General features: G+C 63.4%; 20 protein-coding genes, 2 tRNA genes and 1 pseudogene. 7 read left to right on the top strand and 16 right to left on the bottom strand.

What is annotated here, in order from left to right:
* Positions 1-116: 116 nt before the first annotated feature.
* The 3 genes from QZY44_RS09135 (at position 117) to QZY44_RS09125 (ending at position 1,825) form a co-directional block, all read left to right on the top strand.
* Complete coding sequence (locus tag QZY44_RS09135; RefSeq protein WP_295445351.1) at positions 117-1,301, top strand: pyridoxal phosphate-dependent aminotransferase; 1,185 nt, start codon at positions 117-119, stop codon at positions 1,299-1,301.
* Between the two features lie 118 nt (positions 1,302-1,419).
* A tRNA-Asn gene (locus tag QZY44_RS09130) sits at positions 1,420-1,495 on the top strand.
* Between the two features lie 254 nt (positions 1,496-1,749).
* Positions 1,750-1,825, top strand: a tRNA-Phe gene (locus QZY44_RS09125).
* Positions 1,826-1,908: 83 nt separating this feature from the next.
* Here the strand turns inward: QZY44_RS09125 and QZY44_RS09120 are convergent.
* From QZY44_RS09120 to QZY44_RS09075, 11 genes and pseudogenes are all read right to left on the bottom strand, one after another.
* Positions 1,909-5,061, bottom strand: coding sequence for a type I restriction endonuclease (locus QZY44_RS09120; RefSeq protein WP_295445348.1), 3,153 nt, complete (start codon positions 5,059-5,061; stop codon positions 1,909-1,911).
* Positions 5,062-5,175: 114 nt separating this feature from the next.
* Positions 5,176-5,709 (bottom strand): transposase, encoded by a 534-nt coding sequence (locus tag QZY44_RS09115; RefSeq protein ID WP_295445345.1) that lies wholly within the window; start codon positions 5,707-5,709, stop codon positions 5,176-5,178.
* A 171-nt stretch (positions 5,710-5,880) separates the two neighbouring features.
* Positions 5,881-6,978, bottom strand: coding sequence for a restriction endonuclease subunit S (locus QZY44_RS09110; RefSeq protein ID WP_295445343.1), 1,098 nt, complete (start codon positions 6,976-6,978; stop codon positions 5,881-5,883).
* Between the two features lie 15 nt (positions 6,979-6,993).
* Positions 6,994-7,326 carry a hypothetical protein gene (locus QZY44_RS09105; RefSeq protein ID WP_295445340.1) on the bottom strand — a complete coding sequence of 111 codons (333 nt, stop codon included), beginning with the start codon at positions 7,324-7,326 and terminating at the stop codon, positions 6,994-6,996.
* Between the two features lie 115 nt (positions 7,327-7,441).
* On the bottom strand, positions 7,442-7,813 hold the full coding sequence (locus QZY44_RS09100) for a hypothetical protein (RefSeq protein WP_295445337.1): 372 nt from the start codon (positions 7,811-7,813) through the stop codon (positions 7,442-7,444).
* Positions 7,814-8,054: 241 nt separating this feature from the next.
* The gene (locus tag QZY44_RS09095; protein WP_295445335.1) at positions 8,055-8,645 is read right to left on the bottom strand and encodes an AAA family ATPase; all 591 of its coding nucleotides are present in this window, start codon (positions 8,643-8,645) and stop codon (positions 8,055-8,057) included.
* 41 nt (positions 8,646-8,686) lie between these two features.
* Positions 8,687-9,160: an ATP-binding protein gene (locus QZY44_RS09090; RefSeq protein ID WP_295445332.1), complete on the bottom strand. Its 474-nt coding sequence runs from the start codon at positions 9,158-9,160 to the stop codon at positions 8,687-8,689.
* Positions 9,157-9,972 carry a hypothetical protein gene (locus QZY44_RS35720; protein ID WP_365303797.1) on the bottom strand — a complete coding sequence of 272 codons (816 nt, stop codon included), beginning with the start codon at positions 9,970-9,972 and terminating at the stop codon, positions 9,157-9,159. Before QZY44_RS35720 ends, QZY44_RS09090 begins: the two co-directional genes overlap by 4 nt.
* 3 nt (positions 9,973-9,975) lie before the next feature.
* Positions 9,976-11,265: pseudogene (locus QZY44_RS35715) on the bottom strand (class I SAM-dependent DNA methyltransferase); the annotation flags it as partial.
* Between the two features lie 252 nt (positions 11,266-11,517).
* Positions 11,518-13,404: a 7TM diverse intracellular signaling domain-containing protein gene (locus tag QZY44_RS09080; RefSeq protein ID WP_295445330.1), complete on the bottom strand. Its 1,887-nt coding sequence runs from the start codon at positions 13,402-13,404 to the stop codon at positions 11,518-11,520.
* A 429-nt stretch (positions 13,405-13,833) separates the two neighbouring features.
* Entirely contained in the window at positions 13,834-16,065 is a 2,232-nt protein-coding gene (locus tag QZY44_RS09075) for an ATP-dependent RecD-like DNA helicase (RefSeq protein WP_295445327.1), read from the bottom strand.
* Between the two features lie 223 nt (positions 16,066-16,288).
* Here QZY44_RS09075 and hdcA point away from each other — a divergent pair, with 223 nt between their 5' ends.
* The 4 genes from hdcA (at position 16,289) to QZY44_RS09055 (ending at position 20,067) form a co-directional block, all read left to right on the top strand.
* On the top strand, positions 16,289-17,422 hold the full coding sequence (gene hdcA, locus QZY44_RS09070; RefSeq protein ID WP_295445324.1) for a histidine decarboxylase, pyruvoyl type: 1,134 nt from the start codon (positions 16,289-16,291) through the stop codon (positions 17,420-17,422).
* 3 nt (positions 17,423-17,425) lie between these two features.
* Complete coding sequence (locus QZY44_RS09065) at positions 17,426-18,091, top strand: L,D-transpeptidase (RefSeq protein ID WP_295445321.1); 666 nt, start codon at positions 17,426-17,428, stop codon at positions 18,089-18,091.
* 9 nt (positions 18,092-18,100) lie between these two features.
* Positions 18,101-18,877 carry an ABC transporter permease gene (locus tag QZY44_RS09060; RefSeq protein ID WP_295445318.1) on the top strand — a complete coding sequence of 259 codons (777 nt, stop codon included), beginning with the start codon at positions 18,101-18,103 and terminating at the stop codon, positions 18,875-18,877.
* A 167-nt stretch (positions 18,878-19,044) separates the two neighbouring features.
* On the top strand, positions 19,045-20,067 hold the full coding sequence (locus tag QZY44_RS09055) for an ABC transporter substrate-binding protein (protein ID WP_295445315.1): 1,023 nt from the start codon (positions 19,045-19,047) through the stop codon (positions 20,065-20,067).
* Between the two features lie 33 nt (positions 20,068-20,100).
* On the opposite strand, the gene QZY44_RS09050 is transcribed toward QZY44_RS09055, so the two are convergent.
* The 5 genes from QZY44_RS09050 to secF all read right to left on the bottom strand — a co-directional run bounded on the left by QZY44_RS09050 (position 20,101) and on the right by secF (position 24,931).
* The gene (locus QZY44_RS09050) at positions 20,101-20,703 is read right to left on the bottom strand and encodes a DedA family protein (protein ID WP_295445313.1); all 603 of its coding nucleotides are present in this window, start codon (positions 20,701-20,703) and stop codon (positions 20,101-20,103) included.
* A gap of 96 nt (positions 20,704-20,799) precedes the next feature.
* Positions 20,800-21,354, bottom strand: a complete 555-nt coding sequence (locus QZY44_RS09045; protein ID WP_295445310.1) for a cytochrome C — start codon at positions 21,352-21,354, stop codon at positions 20,800-20,802.
* A gap of 133 nt (positions 21,355-21,487) precedes the next feature.
* On the bottom strand, positions 21,488-22,870 hold the full coding sequence (locus QZY44_RS09040; RefSeq protein ID WP_295445306.1) for an amino acid permease: 1,383 nt from the start codon (positions 22,868-22,870) through the stop codon (positions 21,488-21,490).
* A 30-nt stretch (positions 22,871-22,900) separates the two neighbouring features.
* Positions 22,901-23,947, bottom strand: a complete 1,047-nt coding sequence (locus tag QZY44_RS09035; protein WP_295445303.1) for an FAD:protein FMN transferase — start codon at positions 23,945-23,947, stop codon at positions 22,901-22,903.
* A gap of 45 nt (positions 23,948-23,992) precedes the next feature.
* Positions 23,993-24,931, bottom strand: a complete 939-nt coding sequence (gene secF, locus QZY44_RS09030; RefSeq protein WP_295445300.1) for a protein translocase subunit SecF — start codon at positions 24,929-24,931, stop codon at positions 23,993-23,995.
* Positions 24,932-24,946: the final 15 nt, after the last annotated feature.

Here is a 24,946-nt window from a genome sequence, read left to right as displayed (position 1 = left end):
CAATCCCCCGCGCTCGGGCATGTGCGCGGGACGGGTGTCCGCGCCCGCGCGATCCGATATCATTAGGGATCGCAGACTTCCGTCCAACCGCACCAGTTCACTCGAGACCCTTGCCGATGACCATCAAGCTCGCCGCCCGCGTCCAGGCCGTCAAGCCCTCCGCCACCCTCGCAGTCGACGCCCGCGCCAAGGCCCTCAAGGCAGCCGGCAAGGACGTGATCGGCCTGGGCACCGGTGAGCCCGACTTCGACACCCCGGACCACATCAAGGCCGCCGCCATCGAGGCCATCAACCAGGGCTTCACCAAGTACACCGCGGTCGACGGCACACCTGGCCTCAAGGCCGCCGTGGTTGCCAAGTTCAAGCGCGAGAACGCACTGGACTACACCCCAGACCAAATCCTGGTCTCCTGCGGTGGCAAGCAGAGCTTCTTCAACCTGGCACTCGCGGTCATCGACCCGGGCGACGAGGTAGTAATCCCGGCGCCCTACTGGGTTTCCTACCCGGACATCGTGCTCCTGGCCGGCGGCGCCCCGGTGCTGGTGCATGCCGCTGCCGATCAACAGTTCAAGATCTCCCCGGCGCAGCTCAAGGCGGCCATGAACGACAAGACCCGGCTGGTGGTCATCAACAGCCCGTCCAACCCCACCGGGATGTCTTACAGCGCTGACGAGTTGAAGGCCCTGGGCGAGGTCCTGCGGGACTTCCCGCGGGCGCTGATCGCCACCGACGACATGTACGAACACATCCGCTGGGACGCGGCCCCGTTCGTCAACATCGTCAACGTCTGCCCGGATCTCGCCCCCCGCACCCTAGTGCTCAACGGCGTCTCCAAGGCCTATGCCATGACCGGATGGCGCATCGGCTATGCCGGCGGCCCGGTTGAGGTGATCAAGGCCATGGCCAAGATCCAGTCGCAGAGCACATCCAACCCGACCTCGATCTCCCAGGTCGCCGCCCAGGCCGCGCTGGAAGGCCCCCAGGACTGCATCGGTACCATGGTCAAGGCATTCAAGGAGCGGCACGACCATGTGGTGGCCGGCCTGAACGCCATCCCCGGCATCGAGTGCCTGCCCACCGACGGGACCTTCTACGTCTTCCCCCGGGTCCAGCATGCCATCGAGCGCCTGCCCGGGGTCAACAACGATCTGGAGTTCGCCGAGTACCTGCTGGAGAAGGTCGGCGTGGCCCTGGTGCCGGGCGCCGCCTTCGGGCTCACCGGGCATGTGCGCATCTCCATCGCCACCAGCCGCAGCAACCTCGACCAGGCCCTGGAGCGGATCGCCACCGCGGTTGCCTAGGAGCGGCCCCCAGGCCGCGACGGGATGCGGCGAGTGCCGACCGGCGAGCGGCAAATTCGCCGCACCTGGCTGTTGACTGATGACGCCCGCATAGTTTAATATTTCGGGCTCGCGACATTCCCCGGTAGCTCAGTCGGTAGAGCGGATGACTGTTAATCATTAGGTCGGCGGTTCGAGCCCGTCCCGGGGAGCCAAATGCTGGAAGGGGGCAGTTTTACTGGCCCCCTTCATGTTTGAAGAGGCCGTGAGCCGCCGCTATTGGCCGCAGTTGGGGCTTCGGGTTTGTGCATGTCGGCACGGGCTAACGGCCTGTCACCGGCAAACAGAAGCCCTGATTTCAGGCTTGACGCAGGACCGCTGTCCGGCTTTAATAGGTGGCTTGTCAGTAACGTAGGTGCGGATACGGATCGATCCGCTTGATACCAGCGGTTGTTGCTGACTCTTTCTCGCCCAGGTAGCTCAGTTGGTAGAGCAGAGGATTGAAAATCCTCGTGTCGGTGGTTCGATTCCGCCCCTGGGCACCATATCAAACAAGTGATAACGCCAGCCCAAAAAGCTGGCGTTTTTCGTTTATAGGGCGCTGGGGCGGAACAATCTGTTCACAGGCTTAATGGCGCACGGGCCGATCCGACGGCTCGTCCTTAAGGTTTGCAAAGATCGCCTCGGCCAGTCCCTCAAAGACCACTTGCTGGAATGCCTCGTCTTCCAGGTAGCGCGTCACGAACGCATCGTTCTCCTCCACCTGTTGCACCAGCAGGCCTTCGACGGCCTTGCGTACCCCGACCTTGAACTTGTCCAGCGGGTTCGCTCGGGCCGTGCCGGCGATCTGTTCATCTTTGAGCGCCCGTTCCTCGATCTGGGCCAGGAACAGCCGATCTTCCTCGCTGAAGGCAGTGCTGAAGCGCTCGTTCAGTGCCTTGATTATCTCCGAGAGCGGCGCGGGCGGGTCTTCGGCCCGGCCAGTGCCGATATCTTTCGTCGGCTTGAGCGGTACCGGGTCCCCGTCGCGCAGGTCAATGAGGCCGGAGAAGGCGCGGTCAGCCCGGTAGTATTCCAGCGCGACCTCATCCGCCAGCCGCACCGGCGTTTCGGCGTCCCCAACGTGCAGATGGGGCAGCAGAAAGCGGCCGAAGCTGTAGAGCATTTCAAGCTCTTGGTCAGCGTAGGGAATGATCTGGCTGAGAAAGGCATAGGCGCGGACGAAGCCCCTGAGGCGGTCCAGAAACGCCTGCCGTGCCTCATCGTCGGGAAGCTCGCGGAAGCGATCGACGGCAGGCTGAAGCTGCTTCTCCATCGCTGCGTGATCGGCCGGGGCCTGGCGCTCCGGCGCCCGGTAGAAGACCCGGGCGAACGCCTCGACCTCCCGCCAGTGGTAGACCTGTGTCTGGTCCAGCTCATGCTTCAGCCGGTTCAGCAACGCGGGGTCTGACGTCTCCTCAAGGTGGGCGACGTCGAAATAGGGCTTGAACGCCTTAAAGATGTCCTCGGCCTTGTTCACGAAGTCCAGCACGAACTGGGCATCCTTGCCGGGCAAGTTGCGATTGAGGCGGGAGAGCGTCTGCACCGCCTGCACGCCGTCCAGGCGCTTGTCCACGTACATGGCGAGCAACTTGGGCTGATCGAAGCCGGTCTGATACTTGTCGGCGACCAGCAAGAGGTTGTAGTCGCTGGAATCGAAACGTTCGGGCAGGGCCGCCTCGCCGATCGGCTTGCCGGTCACGCAGTCAGGATTCATCCGGGGCTCGGTGTGCTCCAGATGGCTCTTCGGGTCACGTACGGTGCCGCTGAAGGCGACCAGCGGGCGCACATCCGGATAACCGTGCGCGCTGATGTAGCGCTGGAAGGCCAGCATGTAGCGCACGGCATGAAGGCGCGAGCCGGTCACCACCATGGCCTTGGCCTGGCCCTGCACACGCGGCATGACCTTCCCGCGGAAATGCTCCACCATGATCGCCGTCTTCTGCTCAATGTTGTACTCGTGCAGACTCATGTGGCGCGCCAGGGCCTTCGTCGCCTTGCGTTCCGGCAGGAGCGGATCGTCGGCGACCTTCTTGAGCAGGCGGTAATACACCTCATAGGTCGTGTAGTTCGTCAGCACATCCAGGATGAATCCCTCCTCGATGGCCTGACGCATGCTGTAAACGTGGATCGCCTGCGGAATTTCCGAATCGATCCGCCGCCCGAACAACTCCAGGGTCCGAGGCTTGGGCGTCGCCGTGAAGGCGAAGAAGCTCAGGTTCGGCTGGGGTCCGCGGGTCTCCAGGACCGCGGCAAGCCCATCCTGCCAGTCGTTGGCCGGCGGTTCGTCCGGGTTCGCCTCGTCGACCGCGGTGGGTTCCGCGTGCTCGGGGTCCGAAAAGCCAGACCCGGCGCCCAGAATCGCCTTCATCTCGCGGGCCGTCTCGCCGGTCTGGCTGGAATGGGCCTCATCCACGATGATTGCGTATCGGCGGGTGGCAATCTGCGCCTTCCAGGCAGCCGCCCGTTCGCGAGCAGCCGCGGACGGCGCATCGACGCTCTCGGCCCCGGCCGCACGGAGCAGGCCGCGCAGCACGAACGGGAACTTCTGCAAGGTCGTGATGACGATCTTGGTCCCATCGACCAGGGCCAGGGCGAGTTGAGCCGAGTCTTCGTCAATGGCCTTGACCACGCCCTGTGCGTGTTCGATCTGGTAAATCGCGTCCTGCAATTGGCGGTCTAGCACCCGGCGATCCGTGATGACGACGACGCAATCGAAGACCTTCAGATCGCCGTCGGTATGCAGGCTCGCCAACCGATGGGCCAGCCAAGAAATGGTATTGGTCTTGCCGCTGCCGGCCGAGTGCTGGGTGAGCGAATTGTGCCCGGCCCCCTCTACACCGGCCAACCGCACCAAGAGACGCACCGCATCGAGTTGGTGATAGCGGGGAAAGATCAGCGTCTCTTTGGTGACGCGGCGGACCTTGCCCTTGGCGTCCTCCTGCTTCTCCTCCTTGCGCTCGATGAACATGAAGCTGCCCAGCACCTCCAGCAGCCCCTCCCGGGCCAGCACATCCTCCCAGAAATAGCCGGTGCGATAGCCGGACCGGTGCGCCGGATTCCCGGCCCCGCAGCCGATGGTCCCGGGGTCGCTACCCCGGTTGAAGGGCAGGAAGCGCGTGCGCTCCCCCAGCAGGCGCGTCGTCATATGCACCTCATCCGGGTCGACGGCGAAGTGCACTAGGGCACGGGCCTTGAACTGGAACAAGGGGGCAGCGGGGTCCCGGCGGCTGCGGTACTGCTGCACTGCATGCCGCCAGTTCTCGCCGGTACCCGGATTCTTCAGTTCGCAGGTCCCGATGGGCAGTCCATTGAGTGCCAGCAGCATATCCAAGGTCTTACCGCCCTTGGCGTGGCACGGCACCTGTCGCGTCACCGTGAGGCGATTCTTGGCGAATAGTTCGACCACGGCCGCGTTCAGCCCATGGGCCGGCTTGAAGTAGGCCATGCGCAAGGTCTTGCCTTGGAACTTAAAGCCGCGGCGCAGGACATGCAGCATCCCCTTGAGGTCCAGTTCCTTGGCCAGGACCGCGACCACCCTGGTCCTCAGAGCGTCGCCGTGCAGGTCGTGCAGCTTCTGCCACAAGACCGGTTGTGAATCCGCCAGAAAGGCGCAGACTCGGGCGGGAAAGAGCGCCAGGCCCCGATCCCATTCGGCCAGGTCGCCCCGCTCCCATCCGCCCTGGGTCAGCAGCATCTGCTCGCAATAGGACTCGAAGGCGTGCTCGTTCGTCTGGCTCATCGCGATCCTGCCGTCTTCATTATGTTTATCGTTCGCCATTCGCCGTTCGTAGGATGGGTAGAGCGAAGCGAAACCCATCACCCCCGCCCAAGTGGAACGCCGCCCGGCCGCCCGTCAGTCCTCTTCCAAATCCAACTGGGCCAGATCCGGATCGCCGCCCCAATCCTCCGGATAAACCCCCAGCCGAACATAACGATGGAAGGAAGAAAACGGCCAATCCTTCACCCGTTTGACATACCCGTGTTTCACGGGATTGTAATGAATGTAATCGAAGCGGGTCGCGTATCCCCGGTCGTCACGAATGGTGTGCTCCCAGAATCGCCGTTGCCAGATACCCCGTTCGCCCTTGCGCCGTCGGCTTGCCGACAGCCGCTCCTCCTTGGGGATGGTACGCGAAAAGGCCGACTTGATCTGACGCCAGCGCATACTGTAATCGCTGTCGCCGTCGGGCAGCGACCAAATGCAATGCAGATGCGCGGGCAAAACCACGATCGCCTCGATTGTGAACGGGTGCTGCGTGCGGACCTCCCGAAAGGCGTTGCGGAGGTCATCGATACGGTCGACGAGCAGCGACGCAGCCCGCTCCTGTAGCGTCAGGGTAAAGAAATAGGTCCCACCCGGGACGCGGCAGCGACGGTAATCGGTCATAACCTTGGCTCCGCGCCCGGCAACGATGGGTTTCGCTGCGCTCTACCCATCCTAGGATACCGCGCTATCCGGCGGTTGGGGGATGACGGGTTTCGCTGCGCTCTACCCATCCTACGACGCCGCGCTATCCGGTGGTTGGGGGATGATGGGTTTCGCTGCGCTCTGACCATGCTACGATCTCGTGCCGTGCGGTTGGCCGGGGTAGGATGGGTAGAGCGCAGCGAAACCCATCGCGACGACCTCGGGAGAGGCGCGGTTGCTCGCTTCCCGCCAACCGCGCACGTCGATCTTGCCGGTGACGGCAGCGGTGATGAGGGACGACCGGTATTCCGACAGTTGCGCGACAATCACCATGACCTTGGAAAGAAGCAAATCCGTTCGTTCACGCTCCAATTCCAGGTAATTGACGATAGCTTCTTGCTCGCGGATTGGTGGAATAGCCAGCATGAAGCGCGCAAGAACCGCCTGCTCGATCTTACGTGTTCCATGCGCCGATTCATCGGTGAGGGAAATGAAAACCTTCGAAAAACCAGACAAGGCGAACTGAAGGAATGCGGGCAGGATGCGCGGGCCTGCAAGCAGCGCCTTCATGTCCTGATTGATCGTGACATTCGCCGTTGTCCGGGCGACCGGGAACGTATGAATCAGAATCATGCCGCGCACCACGATAAGCACCGAATCATGGGGCAAGACCGTCAGGCTGGTTTCGCGCAGGGCTTCTTCTGAAACGTGATCGATCGAATCACCGATCTCCCAGACTTTCATATCTTTCGCGGATACCCAAGGAGTTTCGCCGTCCCAGAATTCCGGATTGTCTTTGCTCGGGGTCGAACCCCCGCGAAACTTAACCAGGTAGCATAGGGGCGCCAAGCCCCAGTGATCAGGGATATCCCCAAGCCACTGAATGCCTGAAGGCTTGCGCGGAGGATCGCGATCGAAGCCGGCCGCCGCGGCAGCGTCGGGAGGTAAGCCGCGGGTCACTGCGTGGGCGATCAGGGCCGCACGCTTCTCTTTAAGTTGGCCGATCAATTCTCGTTTTTTTGCGATCAGGACATCAATTTTCGCGGTCTTTGCGTCGAGAAAGTCAGCAATCTCCTCCTGTTCGGATATCGAAGGTAACGTCAATATCGCGCTGGCGAGGTCCTCGGCATTGAGATGCGGTTGTGCTGCCCGAGACCTCGCAATCTCGAATTGGCTCTCCACCACATACTTAGATAGGAATACCCAGGCGACAAAGCGCGGAACAACGGATTGCAGGGTAACAACCATGTCGTATCCCGCGATTCATCCGTCACACTCCTCGGTGACTAATGCCGAATCGCCCGTGTAAGCGCCACTCCTGACAACAAGAATCTCTCCCGTCCGAAGTTGCGGTCCACGACCCCAAGGAACTTCGCTGGGATTAACCCGCAGCGCAGTTTCGAGCACGATATGGCCTTTCTTCATATCCGTCGCGCGAATAAATGGGATGCCGTCTTCGGCTAGCTCCGGCGGTTCGCCCAAGCCGTACCGGATACGGCCGATACGCTTGACGGGCTTAACTTCCCAATCTCTTGGCACTTCTCTCAACCATTCGACCTCGCTCTCCTTGTACTCGGGATAAGCCGGCCACTTCATCGCGCGAACCTCCCGCGATTCAAGACCCAACCTCGGCCCGATAGGGCCAGCCTCGCGCCTCGACCAAGACCCGCTATTGCCACCAGCAGGCATTTCTCCGCAGAGTGAATCTGTCTCATTGCATCCTTGTCCGGTATTCGGTGCAGGCGCGCTCAAGCGAGGCTGGTGCGGGCTCGCGAAGCCTCTGGGCGTCGCACATCGCTTTGAGTTTTTCGACCATCGGGCGGCAATCGCGTTCTGGTGAATCCTTATAAAGTTTCTTTCCGCGCTCGTCGACCTCTTCGCCCTTCAGATATTCGAGCCAGGTTTCGATGTTGCGGGCCGGAACGATATGCAGCACGGCCTGGTCGGGCGTTCTTGCCGGCAAACCCGCTTCCTCCAGTGCTAGCGCCAGCTGCTCTTCGCGACTCTTGATTCGTTTCTCGTGGGCTTTCTTGAACGGCTGGACCGCTTCTCCCGCTGGTTGGGCAGGCGGCAGATTTTTCATGTCATTATCGATTATAACCACGAGTGCCCGAGCGACATGCGGTGCGCGGCGTAGCTTAGCCACTTCAACGGCATAGCGCTTTCTGACCCATTGTTCCCCGCTACCACGGCCCTCGCGGCCGTAAGGATTCGGAATAACATCGATCTGTCGCTTGTTCCAGCCGTTGGCGTAGGCGAAGCGGCGCGCAAAGGCCGCGTGCTGGCGACTTCACACAGGATGACGAGTTGGACGCGGCGCCGGGTCATCGCTCCCAGCCTCGGGTGAGAACCTCGGACAGCTTCATCGTATCGGGGATGCCGACATCCCGCAGTGGCCGGGTCTTCGTCACCCCAGTATCCTCACGCTCCAGCAGGATGCCGCGATCTCCCCCAAGGTAGTCAATCACCTCGGCATGGTGAGAGGCGATCACCACCCGCGGCAGACCTTCCTCAATCGCATCCTCAGCCGAAAGTAGCCATGGCTGAATCTCCGAAGCCGCCAAAAAATTGTCAGGTTCGTCCAAGAAAAGAAGATGTCCGGACTTGTCCAGGAAGTGGAGCAGGCCGTAAAGGATGAGGAGTACGCGTTGACCGTCGGACAGTTCCTCAAGTCCCAACTCGTACTCTGCCTTGCCCGTGCCGAAGACCGCCACGAGTGTCCGCGCATCGGCGCCGACCTTTTCCAGGCGAAGCTTCTGGAAGTCGTTGATGGTGCTCTGGAGAACCGAACGGTACTCAAAGCTGTCCCCGTGTTCCTGAACCAGGTGTCGATACCAGGAAGAGAAGTTGTTTCCTTCGCGCTGCAGGACTTGCTCTTCGTGAGGGCTGTCGCCACCAAATGTCGATGGATTCAACCGACAGACATGGACCCTGTTCATCAGGTCTAGAAAGCCGGTCAGTCGCCGATTGTCGGGCCGGGGGGGGACGCGAGCCAGCGCAGACTCGCTCCAATCCTCCGAGAACTTGGGTCCCTCGCTGAGGTTGTCGCGGTAAAGTTGTACTTCCCCGTTCTCGAACACGAACAATGGTCCATCCGGCGACAGAAGCCGCTCTTCGACGATTCGTGCCTTGCGCCCCCCGCTTCATGCTGCACCTTCAGGCGATACCGCATTTCCTCGTCGCCGACTTGAGCGTTCAGTTCGACAACCTGCGTGTCGCGCTCGCTCCAACGGGTGCGACTGGCGTTCGGCAGCACATGCTTGTGGTTGATATTGGCTTGACCAGAGAGCAAAAGCTGAAGCGCGTACATCACATCGAGTACGGAGGACTTACCCGAGCCATTGAGACCCGCCAACAGGGTGAAATCCTGAAACTTCAGCTCAAAGTTGACCAGGCAGCGGAAGTTGTCGACATAGAGACGCGTGATCATGCGGTTACCTCCGATAAGAGGGTCAGTATCTCCTGCTCCAGCCGCTTGATATCGCCCTCGATCTCTGGCAGCGGGCGCGGCGGCTCGTAGCGGTAGAAGTGGCGGTTGAGCGGGATCTCATAGCCGATCCGGGTCTTCTCGTGATCGATCCAGGCATCCGGCACATGGGGCAGGACCTCGCGCTCGAAGTAGGTCTGGATTGCTTCCGTCAGGGGTACGATCTCGGTATCACGCAACTCCGGGTCGGGCTCCGGGTTGCCTTGGGCATCGGTGCAGATGGCGGCCTGTTCGTCGCGCTCGCCCAAGGCGGCCAGGATCAGCTTGCGCTCGGGCAGCGAGAGCTTCAAGCCGGTCGCGCGCACCGTCCCGCTGATCGCCGCCTGAAACTCCGGGCGGTCCGTGAATAGCCGCTCCTGCGTCTGCTCGCCCAGGGTGCGGCAGAAATCCCGCAGTGCGTCCTGACGGTTTAGACCTTCCTCGATCTCGACCCGCCGGGCGTCCTCGGCCATTTTTCGGGGCGTCGCCAGGGCGCGAAAGCCGCTTTGTAGGTCGAGCCGTGCGATACGTGCCTCGCTCGCCTGGAAGTTGAGTCGAAGCGGGCGCTCCACCGTGATCTTGTGGTACCCAAGATCAGCGTTGTCCAGGACCTTGGAGACCGTCAGACGCTTGTCCCGCCCGTCGATGTTGGATACGCGGCCGTCGTCATGCCGGCAGTCGCCATGGATGCGCGTGATCTCGCCGAGATGGTCCGGCTCGCCCGGCTCGCCGGGGTCCCCGATCTTATTGCGCTTGTTCCCCAGGCTCTTCTTCATCTTGACGTAGAAACGGCGGGCGTCGATGAGTTGGACACGGCCGCGCCGGTGCTGCTCCTTGCGGTTGGTCAGGACCCGGATATAGGTGGCGATGCCCGTGTTGTAAAAGAGCTGGTCCGGCAGGGCGACGACGGCTTCGAGTCAATCGTTCTCGATGATCCAGCGCCGGATGTTGCTCTCGCCGCCTTCGGCATCCCCGGTGAAGAGTGGCGAGCCGTTGAAGACGATGGCAATGCGGGTGCCGCCGTCCTCGGGGGCACGGCTCTTGGCCAGCATGTGCTGAAGGAACAGCAGTGCTCCGTCATTGACCCGGGGCGTACCGGCGCCGAAGCGGCCGTCGAATCCCAGGCGGTCGCGCTCCTTGACGATGAAGTCCTCCTGCTGCTTCCAGGTGACGCCGAAGGGCGGATTGGCCAGCATGTAATCGAAGGTCCAGCGCCGGCCGCGGGCGTCGCGGTCGAAATAGTCCTCCATGAAGCTGTCGCCGCGCTTGATGTTCTCGGCATCCTCGCGCTTGATCAGCATGTCCGACTTGCAGACCGCCCACGCCTCGTCGTTCCAGTCCTGGCCGTAGAGGTGGGGCTGGGCATCGGCGTTCAATTGGCGGATGTACTTCTCGGCCTCGGAGAGCATGCCCCCGGTACCGCAGGCCGGGTCGTAGATGGTCTTGACCACGTTGGCCCGCGCCAAGTCGCGTTCCGGCGAGAGCAGCAGGTTGACCATCAGCTTGATAACCTCCCGCGGGGTGAAGTGCTCCCCGGCCTCCTCGTTGGCCTGCTCGGCGCCGATCCGGATCAGCTCTTCGAAGACATAGCCCATCTGCATGTGGTCGACGCGCTGCGTTGACAGGTCCACCCGCGGGTCGCAGAACGCCTTGACGACCTTGAACAGGATGTTCTTCTCGGCCATCTTGGCGATCTGCTGCTCGAAGCCGAAGCGCTCCATGATGGTTCGCACGTTGGGTGAGAAGGCGTCGATGTAGGCCGTCAGGTTGGGCGCAAGCTGGTTGGGATCGTCGAGTAGTCGGGGAAAGTCCAGCCGGCTCGTGTTGTAGAAGCTCAAACCCGCGGCCTGCTGCAACAGACGCTGGCGCACGGTCTCCGGCTTGGCCAGGTTGGCCCGGTAGACGGCCAGTACCGCCTGCTTGGTCGGGGCCAGGATGCAGTCGAAGCGCCGCAGCACCGTCAGCGGCAGGATGACCTTGCGGTACTCGTTACGCCGGTAGGGACCGCGCAGCAGGTTGCAGATGTCCCAGATAAAGGCGGCGAGTTGGGCGTGGGTCTCCGTGTTCATGCGCTCTCGTGGGTTCCAGTGATCAGGCAGCGCGGCGCGCCGTCTGCGGTGACTGGGCATGATACCCGACGCAGCCGTGCATCGGCGCTTAGTGGACGTTGGCCGGGCAGGCGGTGCGTTCCGGCGCCCGAGCTGGCGGATGGTCGGCAAGACGGGCACCAACCCCAGACCTAGTCGGCGGTGGATGTCTGCCGCTTCGGTGCCACGGCGTAAACCTTGCTGACCCGTTCGACCGGGACTTCCCTGCGAACCTCAGTCGTCAGGGATATCGGCCGACCTAGACTCTTGAGGATGGACCACCACCACCCGGTTTCGGCCCTCTTGCTTGGCCCGGTAAAGGGCCAGATCGGCATCGCGATACAGCGATTCCGGCGAATAAAGGTCTGGGGCGTGAGCAAGAACGAGACCGAACGAACTGGACACAACGCCGGCGCCATTGCGGACATGGGGAATCGCTAGATCGAGGATGCGGGTGCGAATCTGCTCGATCAGACCGATGGCACGCTGCGGAAAGGCCGCACTGACCAGCAGCAGCCCAAACTCCTCGCCACCCAGCCGGAAGGCATAATCGGCAGGGCGGCGTAAGCTGTCGGACAAGACACCGGCCATCCGTCTCAGGGCCTCATCGCCGGCCATATGGCCATAATGGTCGTTGTAGCGCTTGAAATGATCGACATCCATCATACAAAAGCCGATCCAGGCGTTTTCGCGCCGGCTGCGGCTGAATTCCCGCCGATAAATTTCATTGAAGGCCCGCCGGTTGAGCAGCTGGGTCAGATCGTCGCGGCGGGCAAGCTCATCGATCCTCAGCAGGGCCTCGCGCAATTGGCTGGTACGTTCCTGGACCCGCAGTTCCAGGGTGTTCGCATGGGCAGTCTGCAATTCGACGGCATGTCGCTCCGCCGCCAGCTTCTCGTCTTTTAGCTGATTGAATCGACTGCCCAACGCCAGGGCCAGAAAGAGAAACTCCAGCGCGCTGCCGATGTTCACGCTGTTCTTGATGAACATATTGGTCGGCAGCAGGCCGGGAAACGAAGTCAAGGCATAGATCAGCACCCCGACGGTGAGGAACGACCAAGCGAATACGAACCAGTAGGCAGAACGGAATCCCTGGCGCACGGCGAGCACACCGGCGCTGAGAAACAGCAGGGCCAGCACACTGCTCATGACCATGGCGCCATTGACCACCCACGCGCTGGGCGCGATCCATCCCAGCGAGTCGGCCAACGCCAGGCAGACAGGAATGCCCATCCCGGCGGTCACGCCCAAAATCAGCCAATGGAAGACTGGCATCCGTTTGCGGGTCTCCAGATACTGGGTCACAAAGAGCGCGGCACCGATATGAGGCAGCCATGAGAGGCCCAGATCCACCTGGTTATTCCACCACGAGTGATCCGGCCATAGATATTGATAGCCATATCCCAAAAAGCCCAGATTCCACAGGACGAGCAGGCTCAGATAGAGCGAATAGTTCAGGAAGTTGCGTTCCCGGGTGGAGAAGAACAGCAACAGGTTATAGAGCAGCAAGGCCAGCAATGCGCCGTAATAGGCCCCGGTCAGCAAATTGTCCCACTGGCGGGCGTCGGTATAAGCCGTCGGCGCCCACAGGTGCAGCGGCACGGGATCATAGATGCCATCGCTCAACGCCAGGCGCATCACCACCTGGCGGGATTGCCCGGCCGGCACCTCGAGGGGGAAGGCAAAGTCCCGGGAATTCAGCGGCCGGCTGGCAAAGGGGCGCTGATCCCCCGTGCGCCAAGCGTCTATCACCCGCCCCGTGCGGATCAGATAGACATCCAACCAATCCAGCAGCGGCCAGTCGACCTCGAGCACCACACGACGGTCCTGCCCGGAATCGTTGGATAGGTCGAATCGCACCCACCAGACAGCGCTACTGGCCCCGAAGTTGAGGTTGTCATAGCGGTTTTGCTGCCAGTCCACGGAGACCAGGGCCGCCGCCAGATCGAGCCTCTGGGTGGGGTCCTCCAAGATCTCGACATGCCGGGCCAATTCTTTGATCGTCGGGGTGAGGGCGATATCGATTGGCCCCGGGTCCGGCTGCGTCGGGTGCGCCAAACACCCTCCCGCCACGCTCAACAGGAGCAGCAAGCCGGCCAAGAGGATGAGCGATCGGATCATTTTATGGAGGAAGCGCGGTAATTTTTTGGGTCGGGTCAGCGAAGCGCATGCCGACTTTGTTGGCCAGGCCGTTCCGGATCAGCCGACCTCCCGTCTGAAGACGCGGCCGCCAATATACCACCCATGCCCGCCTCATCGGGGCCACTCGGTCGGGCGCCAAATGACCACCACGGCGGTGGTCATCGGCGTTACGAATAAACTGAGTCACCGGGTGTCGATCGGTTTCAAGGGCTTTATCGGTTCGTCAGGCATGGTGCGGTCCTTGCCGGTACCGCAAATGCTCGGGCGCCGAGCGGTTGGGTTGCTGGTGCAGCGACGCAGGTCGCTAGGGCAAATGTGGCCTCGTGAGCACACGACGTCTCGCGCCGCAGAGCGGCTGACACGGGGGTGACACCGCGCAGCGGTGTCACCAGAGGGAGCGGAGCGGTGTCATGAAAGGGAACTCTCGGTCAATTCGGCCGCGTCCGCCATCGCCTCGAGCAAGCGCTGCCGCAGCCGGGTCAAGCGCTGATTGGAGCCGACGCGCTTAACGGCCATCGCCAGCGCGCGCGGTTCGGCGATCAGCACCACCAGCCGCCGGCCGCGGGTGACGGCGGTATAGAGCAGATTGCGCTCGAGCAGCATATAGTGCTGTACCGCGAGTGGGATCACGACTGCCGGATATTCCGACCCCTGGGCCTTGTGGATGGTGGTGGCGTAGGCGAGTGACAGCTCGTCGAGCTCGCCCAGGTCATATTCCACCTGCCGTCCGTCAATCTCCACCTGCACCAGACCATCCTCCTGGTCGATGGCGGTGATGCGCCCGATATCGCCGTTGAAGACCTCCTTGTCATAGTTGTTCACCAATTGAATGACCTTGTCCCCCGGGGCATAGGTCCAGCCGAAGCGGGTGATTCGCGGGGTGGCGGTCGGATTGAGGCGCTGTTGCAGTGCCACGTTGAGTGAACGGGCGCCCAGCCCTCCCCGGTTCATGGGGGTGAGCACCTGCACGTCCGCCACCGGGTCCAGATCAAACCGCTGGGGGATGCGCTCGAGCACGACCCGCATCAACCGGTCCTGGATCTCCTCCGGTGAGGTGCAGGGGATGAGATAGAAATCGCTGTCCACCGGACCCTCCTCGGCGCGCTCCGGCATCCGCCCGGCATTGATGCGGTGGGCATTGACGATGATCCGGGAGGCCGCCGCCTGGCGAAACACCTCGGTCAGCCGGCAGGTGGGAAGCACCCCGGAGCCGATCAGGTCAGCGAGCACCGCCCCCGGCCCCACGGATGGCAACTGGTCCACGTCGCCCACCAGCAGCACGGCTGCCGCGGTCGGCACCGCCCGCAGGAGCTGGTTCATCAGTACCACGTCGACCATGGAGCACTCGTCCACCACCACCAGATGGGTCTCGAGTGGCGAGTATTGGTCGCGCTTAAAACCCATCGCTTTGGGGTCGAACTCCAGGAGGCGATGGATGGTGCGCGCCTCCCGCCCGGTCGACTCCGCCAGGCGTTTGGCGGCGCGCCCGGTCGGGGCGCACAGCAGCATCTCCACCCCCTTGGCGGCCAGGATGTCCAGGATGGAGCGCACCACCGTGGTCTTGCCCACCCCGGGGCCCCCGGTGATGACCGTGATTTTGCCCTTGATGGCCGCGGCCACCGCGGTGCGCTGCGAGGGCGACAGGTTGAGGCCGGTGCGCCCCTCCACCCAGGGGATGGCGCGCTCCGGGTCGATGTGACCCCAGGGCGGCAGGCGCAGTTGCAGCCGCCGCATGCCGAGCGCTATGCCCTGCTCCGCGCGCTGCAAGGGCGTGAGAAACAGTGCCGGGCGCGCGTCGATGGACTCCTCGACCAGGTTTTCCTCCCGCACCTCGGCGCGGATTGCCTGCTCAATGACTGGCGGAGGGATCTCCAGCAGCTTCACCGCCTGCTCGGCCAGCACCTCCCGAAAGGCGGCGCAGTGTCCGTTGCCCGCGACCTCCTGGAGACAGTGGCGCACCCCCGCTTGGGCGCGCATCAGCGAGTCGGGGGCGATGCCGAGGCGCTGGGCGATGGCATCTGCCGTCTTGAAGCCGATGCCGTGGATGTCGAGCGCAAGGCGATAGGGGTTCTCGGTCACCCGGGCGATGGCCTCATCGCCGTAGGTCTTGTAGATGCGAACCGCGCGCGCGGTGCCGACCCCGTGTGACTGGAGGAAGACCATGATCTCACGGATCACCTTCTGCTCGGCCCAGGCGCTGGTAACCCGCGCCTGGCGCTTGGGGCCGATGCCGGGGAGTGTCAGCAGTGCCTCCGGGTTGTCCTCGATCACGTCGAAGACGCGCTCGCCGAAGGCGTGGACCAGCTTGCGGGCAAAGTGTGGGCCGATGCCTTTGACCATGCCGGAGCCCAGATAGCGCTCGATCCCCTCGAGCGTGGAGGGCGGAACCGAGCGCAGCTGCGCGGCCTTGAACTGCAGTCCGTGCTGCCGGTCATTGATCCACTCGCCCTGGCACTCCAGATACTCACCCGGGGTGACACAGGCCGCCGACCCGATCACCGTCACCAGGTCGCGTTGCCCGCGGACCTTGACGCGCAGGACACAGAACCCGCTCTCTTGGCTGTGGAAGGTCACGCGCTCAATGGAGCCAGAGAGGTGCTCAGGTGCCGGGGCCTGGTAGGGGGGGCTGCGTTCAGTCATGCCGGGGTGGGGACAGTGTTCGTAAGTCGAGGCAAGTTAACGCACATGAATGATTGACGCCAGGCGGGAGAGGTTCTTGCGGGCGGCGCGGTTGAGCTTCGGCGCGGCCGTGGGCCTGCCGGGCGCACCGCCCTGGGGGGCACCCGACTTCCCTTGGTCTGGGTTAGTCACCTAGAATGACCATCACCCTAGCGATCCAGAAGCGCCCACAGAATCCAACCCTATGAGCCAGTACAACATCGCCGCGGCCAAGGCCCAACTCTCGGAACTCACCCGCCGCGCACTGGCCGGGGAAAATGTCATCAGTCGACTCGCGGTTCGACGATTACGGGATCACGCGGGTGTCGTAGCCGCGGTTCGCCCCAATCACCAACACACTCGAGGACTTAGCCTGATGCACAACGCGCCTGCTGCGGTTCTTGGCAAGGCATTCGCCGCGACGTTGCTGTTAGCGATGATTGCAGCAGCTGACCCGGCCGGCGGTCCTGGGCCACTGGTTCTCGACAAGACGGCCATTAGTCCGTTCGACCGCTATTGCGACGGCTATGGAATGCCGGGCGCGGAGGGGCTCGGCTATGTCTCGGTTCTCAAGGTCTCCACCGGCGAGACCAAGAGGACCGATGACAGGCTCATCGACGGTATCGTGGCCTATGATCGAGCCGAGGCGACCGATGCCTATATCGGGCAGATCAATATGCTGACCGCGTCCTCGTTCAATGGCCCGGCGGGGAGCATTTGGGGCTATGACCTGGCGGTAGCCGAGGAGATTCAGACGAAGACGGAAAAACCCCTATTGACGCTCACCCAGTACGATGGCTCAGCGCTTCCAGTATTCGATGCCGCGCCCCTGCTGCGGGCCGGCGTGGCCCTGTTTGGCACCGAGAACCAGCGCCGCTTCCCCCCGGCCCCGGGCGCTCATGTGGTCTGTGCCAATAAGAGTGCGATGGCCTTACGCCCGGTGAACGGCACGCCTGATACAGCGCAAGGCGAGGGCTATGGTGTCTGGAGTTATGTCGCGATCTCCATTGCCAAGGACCGGACCCAGGCAGCCAGCCTGTTTATCGAGGACGCGGGCGTCTGGACCAAGAATGATCGGGAGGCCGAGCTGGTACGTTTTCTTGATGAGCATCGTAAGGTCGTGGTCGGGTCCGTGGTCGATTGCGGCAAGGACCAGAGTGTGATCTATGACCGTACCTATATCGCCTATGCCCACCGGATCATGCAACCGGGCCATGTCGGTATGGCACTGACCGCGGCGCCCTATGTGTCGCTGGCTAGAGGCGCGATCCCGGCCGGCGGCTTCAAGGCGCTGGCCGGCATGAACCTCGGCGAATGGCAAAAAGCGGTTGGATTTTAGGCGATGGCGGTCAAGCGAGTGAATGGGTTACTGATCGGATTGGCTGCCGTCGCGTTGGGCGCCGCCATGCCGTTGGCACAGGGTTGGGCGCAAGACCCCTCCCCGGCCGTTGGGGCCGGGTCGGCCGTGCCCGTCCCAGTCCCAGCGCCACCCGCGGCGCCACCGACGGCACCGGCGGCGCCACGACAGGGCGCTCTGGGTGCCGGTAGCGCGCCGCCGGCGCCGGCGCCGGGCGGGGAAGCGGCGGGGGCCGGCGGACCGACGACCGAGGCGGCTCCGGCCAACGTGCAGAAGACGCCGGCCGTGCCCGCGGGCCCGTCGCGCCGACTGACGATTCATCTGGGCTCTCAGCGCTTCACCTATTCGGAGGGTGGGCAAGTGGTGCGCAGCGGGCCAGTGTCGTCCGGGAAACGGGGCTACGGCACCCCGGGTGGCTCCTACCGGGTCTTGAGTAAGCAGCGCCATAAGTTCTCCAGCCGCTACGCTGGCTCCAACGGGCGGCCGGCGTCCATGCCCTACGCGATCCAGTTCCGCAGCAATTATTTCATCCACCAGGGCCGCCTGCCAGGCTATCCTGCCTCCCATGGTTGCGTGCGCCTGCACGGCGGGGATGCCCAATACCTGTTCTCGCGCCTGCGTCCGGGCGACCCGATCGTCATTACCCGCTGAAGCTCCAGGATGAAGCCGCCACCCGCCCGCATCTGGTTGCCGACCCTGGTCTTCTGCACGGCGCTCGGCAGCTGGGAGGCGACGGTGCGCCTGGCCGGCATCCCACACTACATACTGCCGGCTCCGAGCCTGATCCTGACCACCCTGTGGGCCAACCTGGACTCGCTCGCCCTGTCCTGGCTCTTCACCATCAAGATCACTGTCGGCGCACTGGTGCTCGCAATCTTCAGCGGTATCCTGCTCGGGGCACTGTTCGCCCTATCGCGTACCCTGGAACTGGCGCTCTTCCCCTTTGCCGTGGTCCTGCAGGTGACCCCGATCGTCGCCATCGCCCCGCTGATCCTGATCTATGTGGACAGCACCACCGCGGCACTGCTGATCTGTGCCTGGATCGTCGCTTTCTTCCCCATCCTGTCCAACACTCTGATCGGGCTACGCGCCGCGGACCCGGGGCTCAAGGACCTGTTCCGGCTTTACCGCGCCTCGCCCTGGCAGCGGCTGCGCTGGCTGTTGGTACCCACGGCGCTCCCCTATTTCATCGCCGGGCTCAAGATTTCCGGCGGTCTGGCACTGATCGGGGCGGTGGTGGCGGAGTTCGCGGCGGGTGCGGCCGGGCGCGAGACCGGGCTCGCCTCGCGCATCCTGGAGGCCAGCTTTCGGACCGAGATCCCCAAGATGTACGCGGCCCTGCTCTTGATCGCGCTCACCGGCGTCGCGATCTTCCTGCTGTTGGACCTGCTGGCGCGCCTCCTGTTGAGGCGACGCTACGCGGCTAGCGGGCACTGATGGCCCCATCATTGTTGATCAAACCACTTGCGGAGGCGACGATGGCAGACTTAGAGATTCTCGCTAGGTTTTGCGACGGCGTTGCTGCTCCGAGGTTGCCCGCCTTGGCTTGGGTCCCGGCGTCCTGGCCAGGACGAACGCGCAAAGCCGCCTGCCGCGCACGCCTGATGATCGGCCTGCTCGCCCTGGCGGCGACTGCCGTCCTGGCCGATCCGGCGCCCCCCGCACCCGAGCCTGTGGTCTTCGCCAATAACTGGAAGGCCCAGGCCGCCCAGGGCGGCTTCTATCAGGCGCTGGCGGACGGCACCTACCTCGCCCATGGGCTCGCGGTCGAGATCCGCCAGGGCGGCCCCCAGGTCAACAACCGCCCGCTGTTGCCCGCCGGCAGGATCGACTTTCTGCTGACCGGCAACCTCTTGCAATCATTCGACAATGTGAAGAACGGTGTGCCCACACGGGCGGTAGCGGCCCTGTTCCAGAAGGACCCACAGGCGCTCATCGCCCACCCGGGACAAGGCTACGAGTCATTCGATTCGCTCAAGGGCGCGCCGGTAGTGCTGATCGCCAAGGACGCACAATTCACCTGGTGGCAGTGGCTCAAGGCCGCCCACGGCTTCCGGGACGAGCAGCTGCGGCCCTATAACTATGCGCTGGGGCAATTCCTGACCAACCCGCGGGCGCTCCAGCAGGGCTACTCGGTGGCCGAACCCATCTATGTGGAGCGCGAGGCAGGCTTCGTCCCCGTGGTACACCTGCTCGCCGATCACGGGTTCTCCACCTATTCGACCCTGATCGAGGCGCGGGAGGAGACGGTGCGCACTCGTCCGGACCTGGTCCAGCGCTTTGTCGACGCCTCCATCATCGGCTGGACCAACTATCTGTATGGCGACCACCGAGCCGCCAATACTTTGATACTCAAGGAGAACCCGGAGATGACCGAGATCGAGCTCGAGGCCTCCCTGGCGCTTCTCAAGTCGCAGGGTATCGTCGATTCAGGCGCAGCCCTGACCCAGGGCATCGGCGCCATGACGATGGAGCGTATCCGGGCGTTCTATGACGCGATGGTCGCGGCCGGGCTCTATCGCCCCAATGATGTTGACCTGAGCCAGGTCGCCGACACCCGCTTTATCGGCAAGGGGATGGGGCTGGATGTAAAGGCGCGGCTCACCGGAGCGGCGGGTACACCGTGACCGGGCGCGGCCGCCCGCGCAGGTCGCCACAGTTCAGCGCGAGCGTTGCCGTTGCCACAGAGTATAGCCGACCAGGATCAGACCCACGAACAGCAGGACCGCGCCGGTGACCAACGGCAGGTTCTCTTTCAATAGGTTCTCGTTGCCGCCGATGAACCAACCCATGGCGATCAACACGATGGTCCACAGGCCGGCACCGAGACTGGTATAGAGACTGAAGGTGAGCATGTTCATCCGGGCCAATCCGGCAGGCAGCGAGATCAGGTGACGAATACCGGGGACCAGGCGGCCGGTAAAGGTCGAGATGGCACCGTGCCGGGCGAAAAAAGCGTCGGTCTTATGCAGGAGCGCGGGGCGCACGAAGAAATAGTGCCCGTAACGCTCGAGGAAGGGCCGGCCCACCAGAAGGGCAAAGGTATAGTTGATGAAGGCCCCGGCCAGGCTCCCTAGGGTGGACGCGAGGAAGATCAGGTAGATGCTCATCTCACCTTGATACGCCAAATAGCCGGCCGGGATCACCACCAGTTCACTTGGGACGGGCAGGACAGTCGATTCCAGGGCCATCAGGATGAAGATACCCGCGTAGCCCCAGTCGTGGACGGTGAGCAGGAGCCAATTGATCAATTCGTGCAACATGGTCTGGGGGCACCTCGTCTGCCTCATTATGCTTTAAGAAAATGGCGTCGGGGCGGGTTTGAAACCCGCCCCTGCGCCGCAGGCCTCCACGGGCGCTCAGTCGTGTGGCTTGCTCTTCCCGGGAATAGCGACCTCGTGGTCACTGAAGTTGCCTTTATCGGCGTTGGGATGGCATGCCGCGCAATTCGCGAAGCTTCCGACCTTGCGATTGGCTTTGACCTCCTGCAAGGATACCCGGCGGGAATGCCTGGTGGTGAAAAAGAAGGTTTCGGTAATGCGCGGCGGCCCATCATTGGCGCTTCCGCTGCTCACAGCGAACGGGGTATGATCCTGGATATTCCACTGCGCGGCATTCGCAACCAGATAGTCCAGGAGTTCCTTGGTCACGGCCGGGGCCAGGGTGCCATCATCGCCGAAGTGGTTCTTGAGCTTGCCGATCATGTCCCGCCAGGCAGCGGCGGTCAGCAGCCGCGGGGGGAAGGCCAGGTGACAGCCGCCGCACTCGGCGCGATAACGTTCGTTGGTCACCGGCGGAAAGTCGCTTCCCCCGATCATCTCCTGAAAGGTGTCATAAGCACCAGCGAGTGCGCCACCGGCGTTACCGATGGCGATTAATCCGGCACACAGCGCGCCCGCGATCGTCTTGTTCATGTCTCCTCCTCTCTGTCGATTGGTCTTATCATTATGATGCCGTCACTTGCGGCACTCGCTTGCTGAAATCAGCGACAACGGGTCAGTTCCGGCTGTTCGCGGCCCCCTGGCGAGCAGAAAAAGCGTCACGGGATCAGTCACTCCCCGCCAGGGCGCTGTGGCGACGAGACCAGGCGAAATAGATGACCAGTCCGAGCGCCAGCCAGAGACCAAAACGCATCCATGTCACCAGCGGCAGGCTCGCCATCAGGTACAGGCAGGACACGGCCCCCAGTAGCGGCACCAGCGGCGAGAACGGGGTGCGGAATGGGCGCGGCAGGTCCGGTTGTGTATAGCGCAGGACCACCACACCGATACTGACCAGGAAGAAGGCGCCCAGGGTCCCGATGTTCACCAGCTCAGCCACGTCACCGATGGGGGTAAACCCGGCGATCGCCGCCATCAGCAAGCCACTCACCAGGATCACCCGGACCGGGGTCTGGGTGCGCGGATTGATCCGGGCAAACAGTGGCGGCAACAGCCCGTCTCGGGCGATGGCGAGGAAGACCCGGGTCAGGCCGTAGTACATGGCCAGCATGACCGTCGTCAGGCCCGCGATGGCCCCGGCCGCCACCAGACCGGCACCCCAGGGATAGCCCAGCCGGAGCACCACGTCCGCCACCGGGGAGCCGACGTTGAGCGTGGCGTAAGGGACGACGCCGGTCAGGAGCCCGGCGACCAGGATATAGATCACAGTGCAGACGGCGAGCGAGACGAGGATGCCGATCGGCAGGTCACGTTGGGGGTCGCGCGCCTCCTCCGCCGCGGTGGAGACGGCATCGAAGCCGAGATAGGCGAAGATCACCAGGGCCGCGCCCCCCATCACGCCGCTCCAGCCGAAGGGCATGAAGGGGCTCCAATTGGCCGGCTGCACATGGGAGAGCGCGATGGCGATGAAGACGGTGATCGCCAACAGTTTGATCAGGACCATGACCGCGTTGATGCGCACGCTCTGGCGCACCCCCAGAGACAGCAATACGCCGAGAATCAGTACGATTGCGGCCGCTGGGAGATTGATCAGCCCCCCCTCGAGCGGGCCTTTGAGAAGCGTCGCGGGGAGTGCGAGACCGGCTGCCTGAAGTGCATTATTCGCGTAGGCCGACCAGCCGATGGCGACCGCCGAGACCGCCACCGCGTACTCCAGGATCAGGTCCCAGCCGATGATCCAGGCAATGAGCTCGCCTAGGCCGGCGTAGCTGTAACCGTAGGCACTGCCGCAACCGCCGATGGCCGCTGCCAGTTCCGCATAGGCCATGGCGGCAAAGGCGCAGGCGAACCCGGCGACCACAAAGGAGAGCACGATGGCCGGCCATGCCTTGGTCGCCGCGGCGACCCCGGTGAGGACGAAGATGCCGGCGCCGATGATGGCGCCGATACCGAGCAGGGTGAGATCCACTGGCCCGAGGACACGCCGCAACCCGGTGTCCGCAAGATGGTGGTCGGCGTTGATCGCCTTGGTACGCAGCAGTCCGGTCATGTGACGTCTCCGCCCTAGAAAAACAATTACTTATTCCACCGCGATCCGCTTGAAGGCCGTGGTGGTCAGTTCGCGAAAGCCCCCCTCTTCGCGCAGGATGAAATAGGCCCCGAGCCCTTGGGCCTCCGCCAGGGCGAGGCCCCGCGCCTCGCCCATGACCATCAGGGTGGTAGCCAGCCCGTCCGCGCGCCGGGCGCTGTCCGTGCCGGCCGGCAGCACCACGGTCACCGAGGCCAGGGACTGCTCGACCGGGGTACCGGTATGCGGATCAATATGGTGTGAGTAGCGCTTGCCACCGGCCTTGAAGAAATTACGGTAGTCGCCTGAAGTTGAAACGGCGCGATCGGTGACCGGCAGAATGCGTTGCACCGACCGTTGCTCCGGGTCCGGTACTTCGATGGCGATGCCCCAGGGACGACCCAAGGCGTTCTTGCCGCGAACCCTCAGGGTCCCGGCCACCGCGGCCATATAGTCGGTCGCGCCGATAGACTCGAGCCAGGCTGCCATCTGATCCGCGCCTTCGCCCTCCCCCATCGCCGAGAGGTCGATATAGAGGTCCCCGCGCTGCCGGCGGATGGCCGCCGGCTCGGTACGCAGTTCGAGTTTTCCATACCCAACCCGCTCCCGGGCCGCCTGAATCAGTTCCGGGGCGGGCACCGCGTCTGAGTGGGCACCGGGGCCAAAGCCCCATAGGTTGACGAGCGGTCCGACCGTGATGTCGAAGGCGCCTTCTGACACTGCGCTGAGTCGTTGGCCCTGCGCGAGGACCGGATAGAGAGCGGCCGAGACCGGCACCCAGTCGGTGCTTGGGTTGCGATTCAGGCGGGAGAGTTCGGACGCTGGGTCATAGGTGGAGAGCGTGGCGATCACGCCGCTCAACAGGCGCTCCACCCCGGCGCGCAGGGTGTCGGCGGTGAGCCCCGCGGGGGGGCGGGCGACCTTGACCGCGTAGTAGGTCCCCATGGTGGGGCCCGTGACCTCGAGCTGAGGGTCCGGCGCCGCACCGCAGGCGATGAGCCCGGCGCATGCGACGAGCGCCAGCCAGGCGGCGCGTACTCGGCGAGGCAATAGTCTCATTGCCGGCTTCTTCATTGATTACACTCGCCCCGACGGCGCCGGAAACTAGGGCCGTGCATCCACTCCCGGGCCTTCCTTGGGCACCGGCAACAGGTCCGCCCGGCTGATCCCCAACAACACGACGGAGCTGCTCGCCACATAGATAGACGAATAGGTGCCAGTGAAGATGCCGACGATAAACGCGAGGGCGAATCCATGAATCACCTGACCACCCAGGAAGAACAGGGCAAGCACCGCCAACATGGTGACGCCGTGGGTGATGATGGTCCGGGAGAGGGTTTCGTTGATAGACAGGTCGACCACGTCGAGTACTGTGCCCTTGCGCACCTTGCGGAAGTTCTCCCGAATCCGGTCATAGATCACGACCGTGTCGTTGAGCGAGTAACCAATGATCGCCAGCACTGCGGCCAAGGCCGTGAGGTCAAACTCAATTTGAAACAGCGAGAAAACGGCCAGGACCACGATCACGTCATGTACCGTGGCGATGACCGCACCCACCGCGAAGCGCCATTCGAACCGGATAGCCACATAGATCAGGATGCCGATCAGGGTATAGAGGATGGCCAGACCGCCTTGCTCGACCAACTCCCCGCCGACCTGCGAGCCGACGAACTCGACGCGGCGCAGTTGGATTTTGCCCACCTCCGGCGTAGCGCTCAGGGCGGCGATGACCCGGTCACCCAGGGTGGAACCGGTACCAGCGGCCACGGGGGGCAACCGGATCAGGACCTCCCGCGTGCTGCCGAAATGCTGCACGCCGGCCTCTTTGAACCCGCCTTCGGTCAGTGCCGAGCGGACCTGGACCAAGTTTGCGGGCTGTTCGTAACCGACCTCGACCACGGTGCCGCCGGTGAAGTCGAGCCCGAAGTTGAACCCAAGGAAAATGAAGGAGCCAATACCGATCAGGTTCACCAGCGAGGACAGCCAGATAGCCGGCCAGCGGATGGACATGAAATCGATATTGGTGCGTTTGAAGAGTTCCATGGCGCGGCTCCGAAT

The organism is uncultured Thiodictyon sp. (assembly GCA_903837595.1).
Classification (GTDB): domain Bacteria; phylum Pseudomonadota; class Gammaproteobacteria; order Chromatiales; family Chromatiaceae; genus Thiodictyon.
This window is presented reverse-complemented; position numbering and strand designations above follow the sequence as displayed.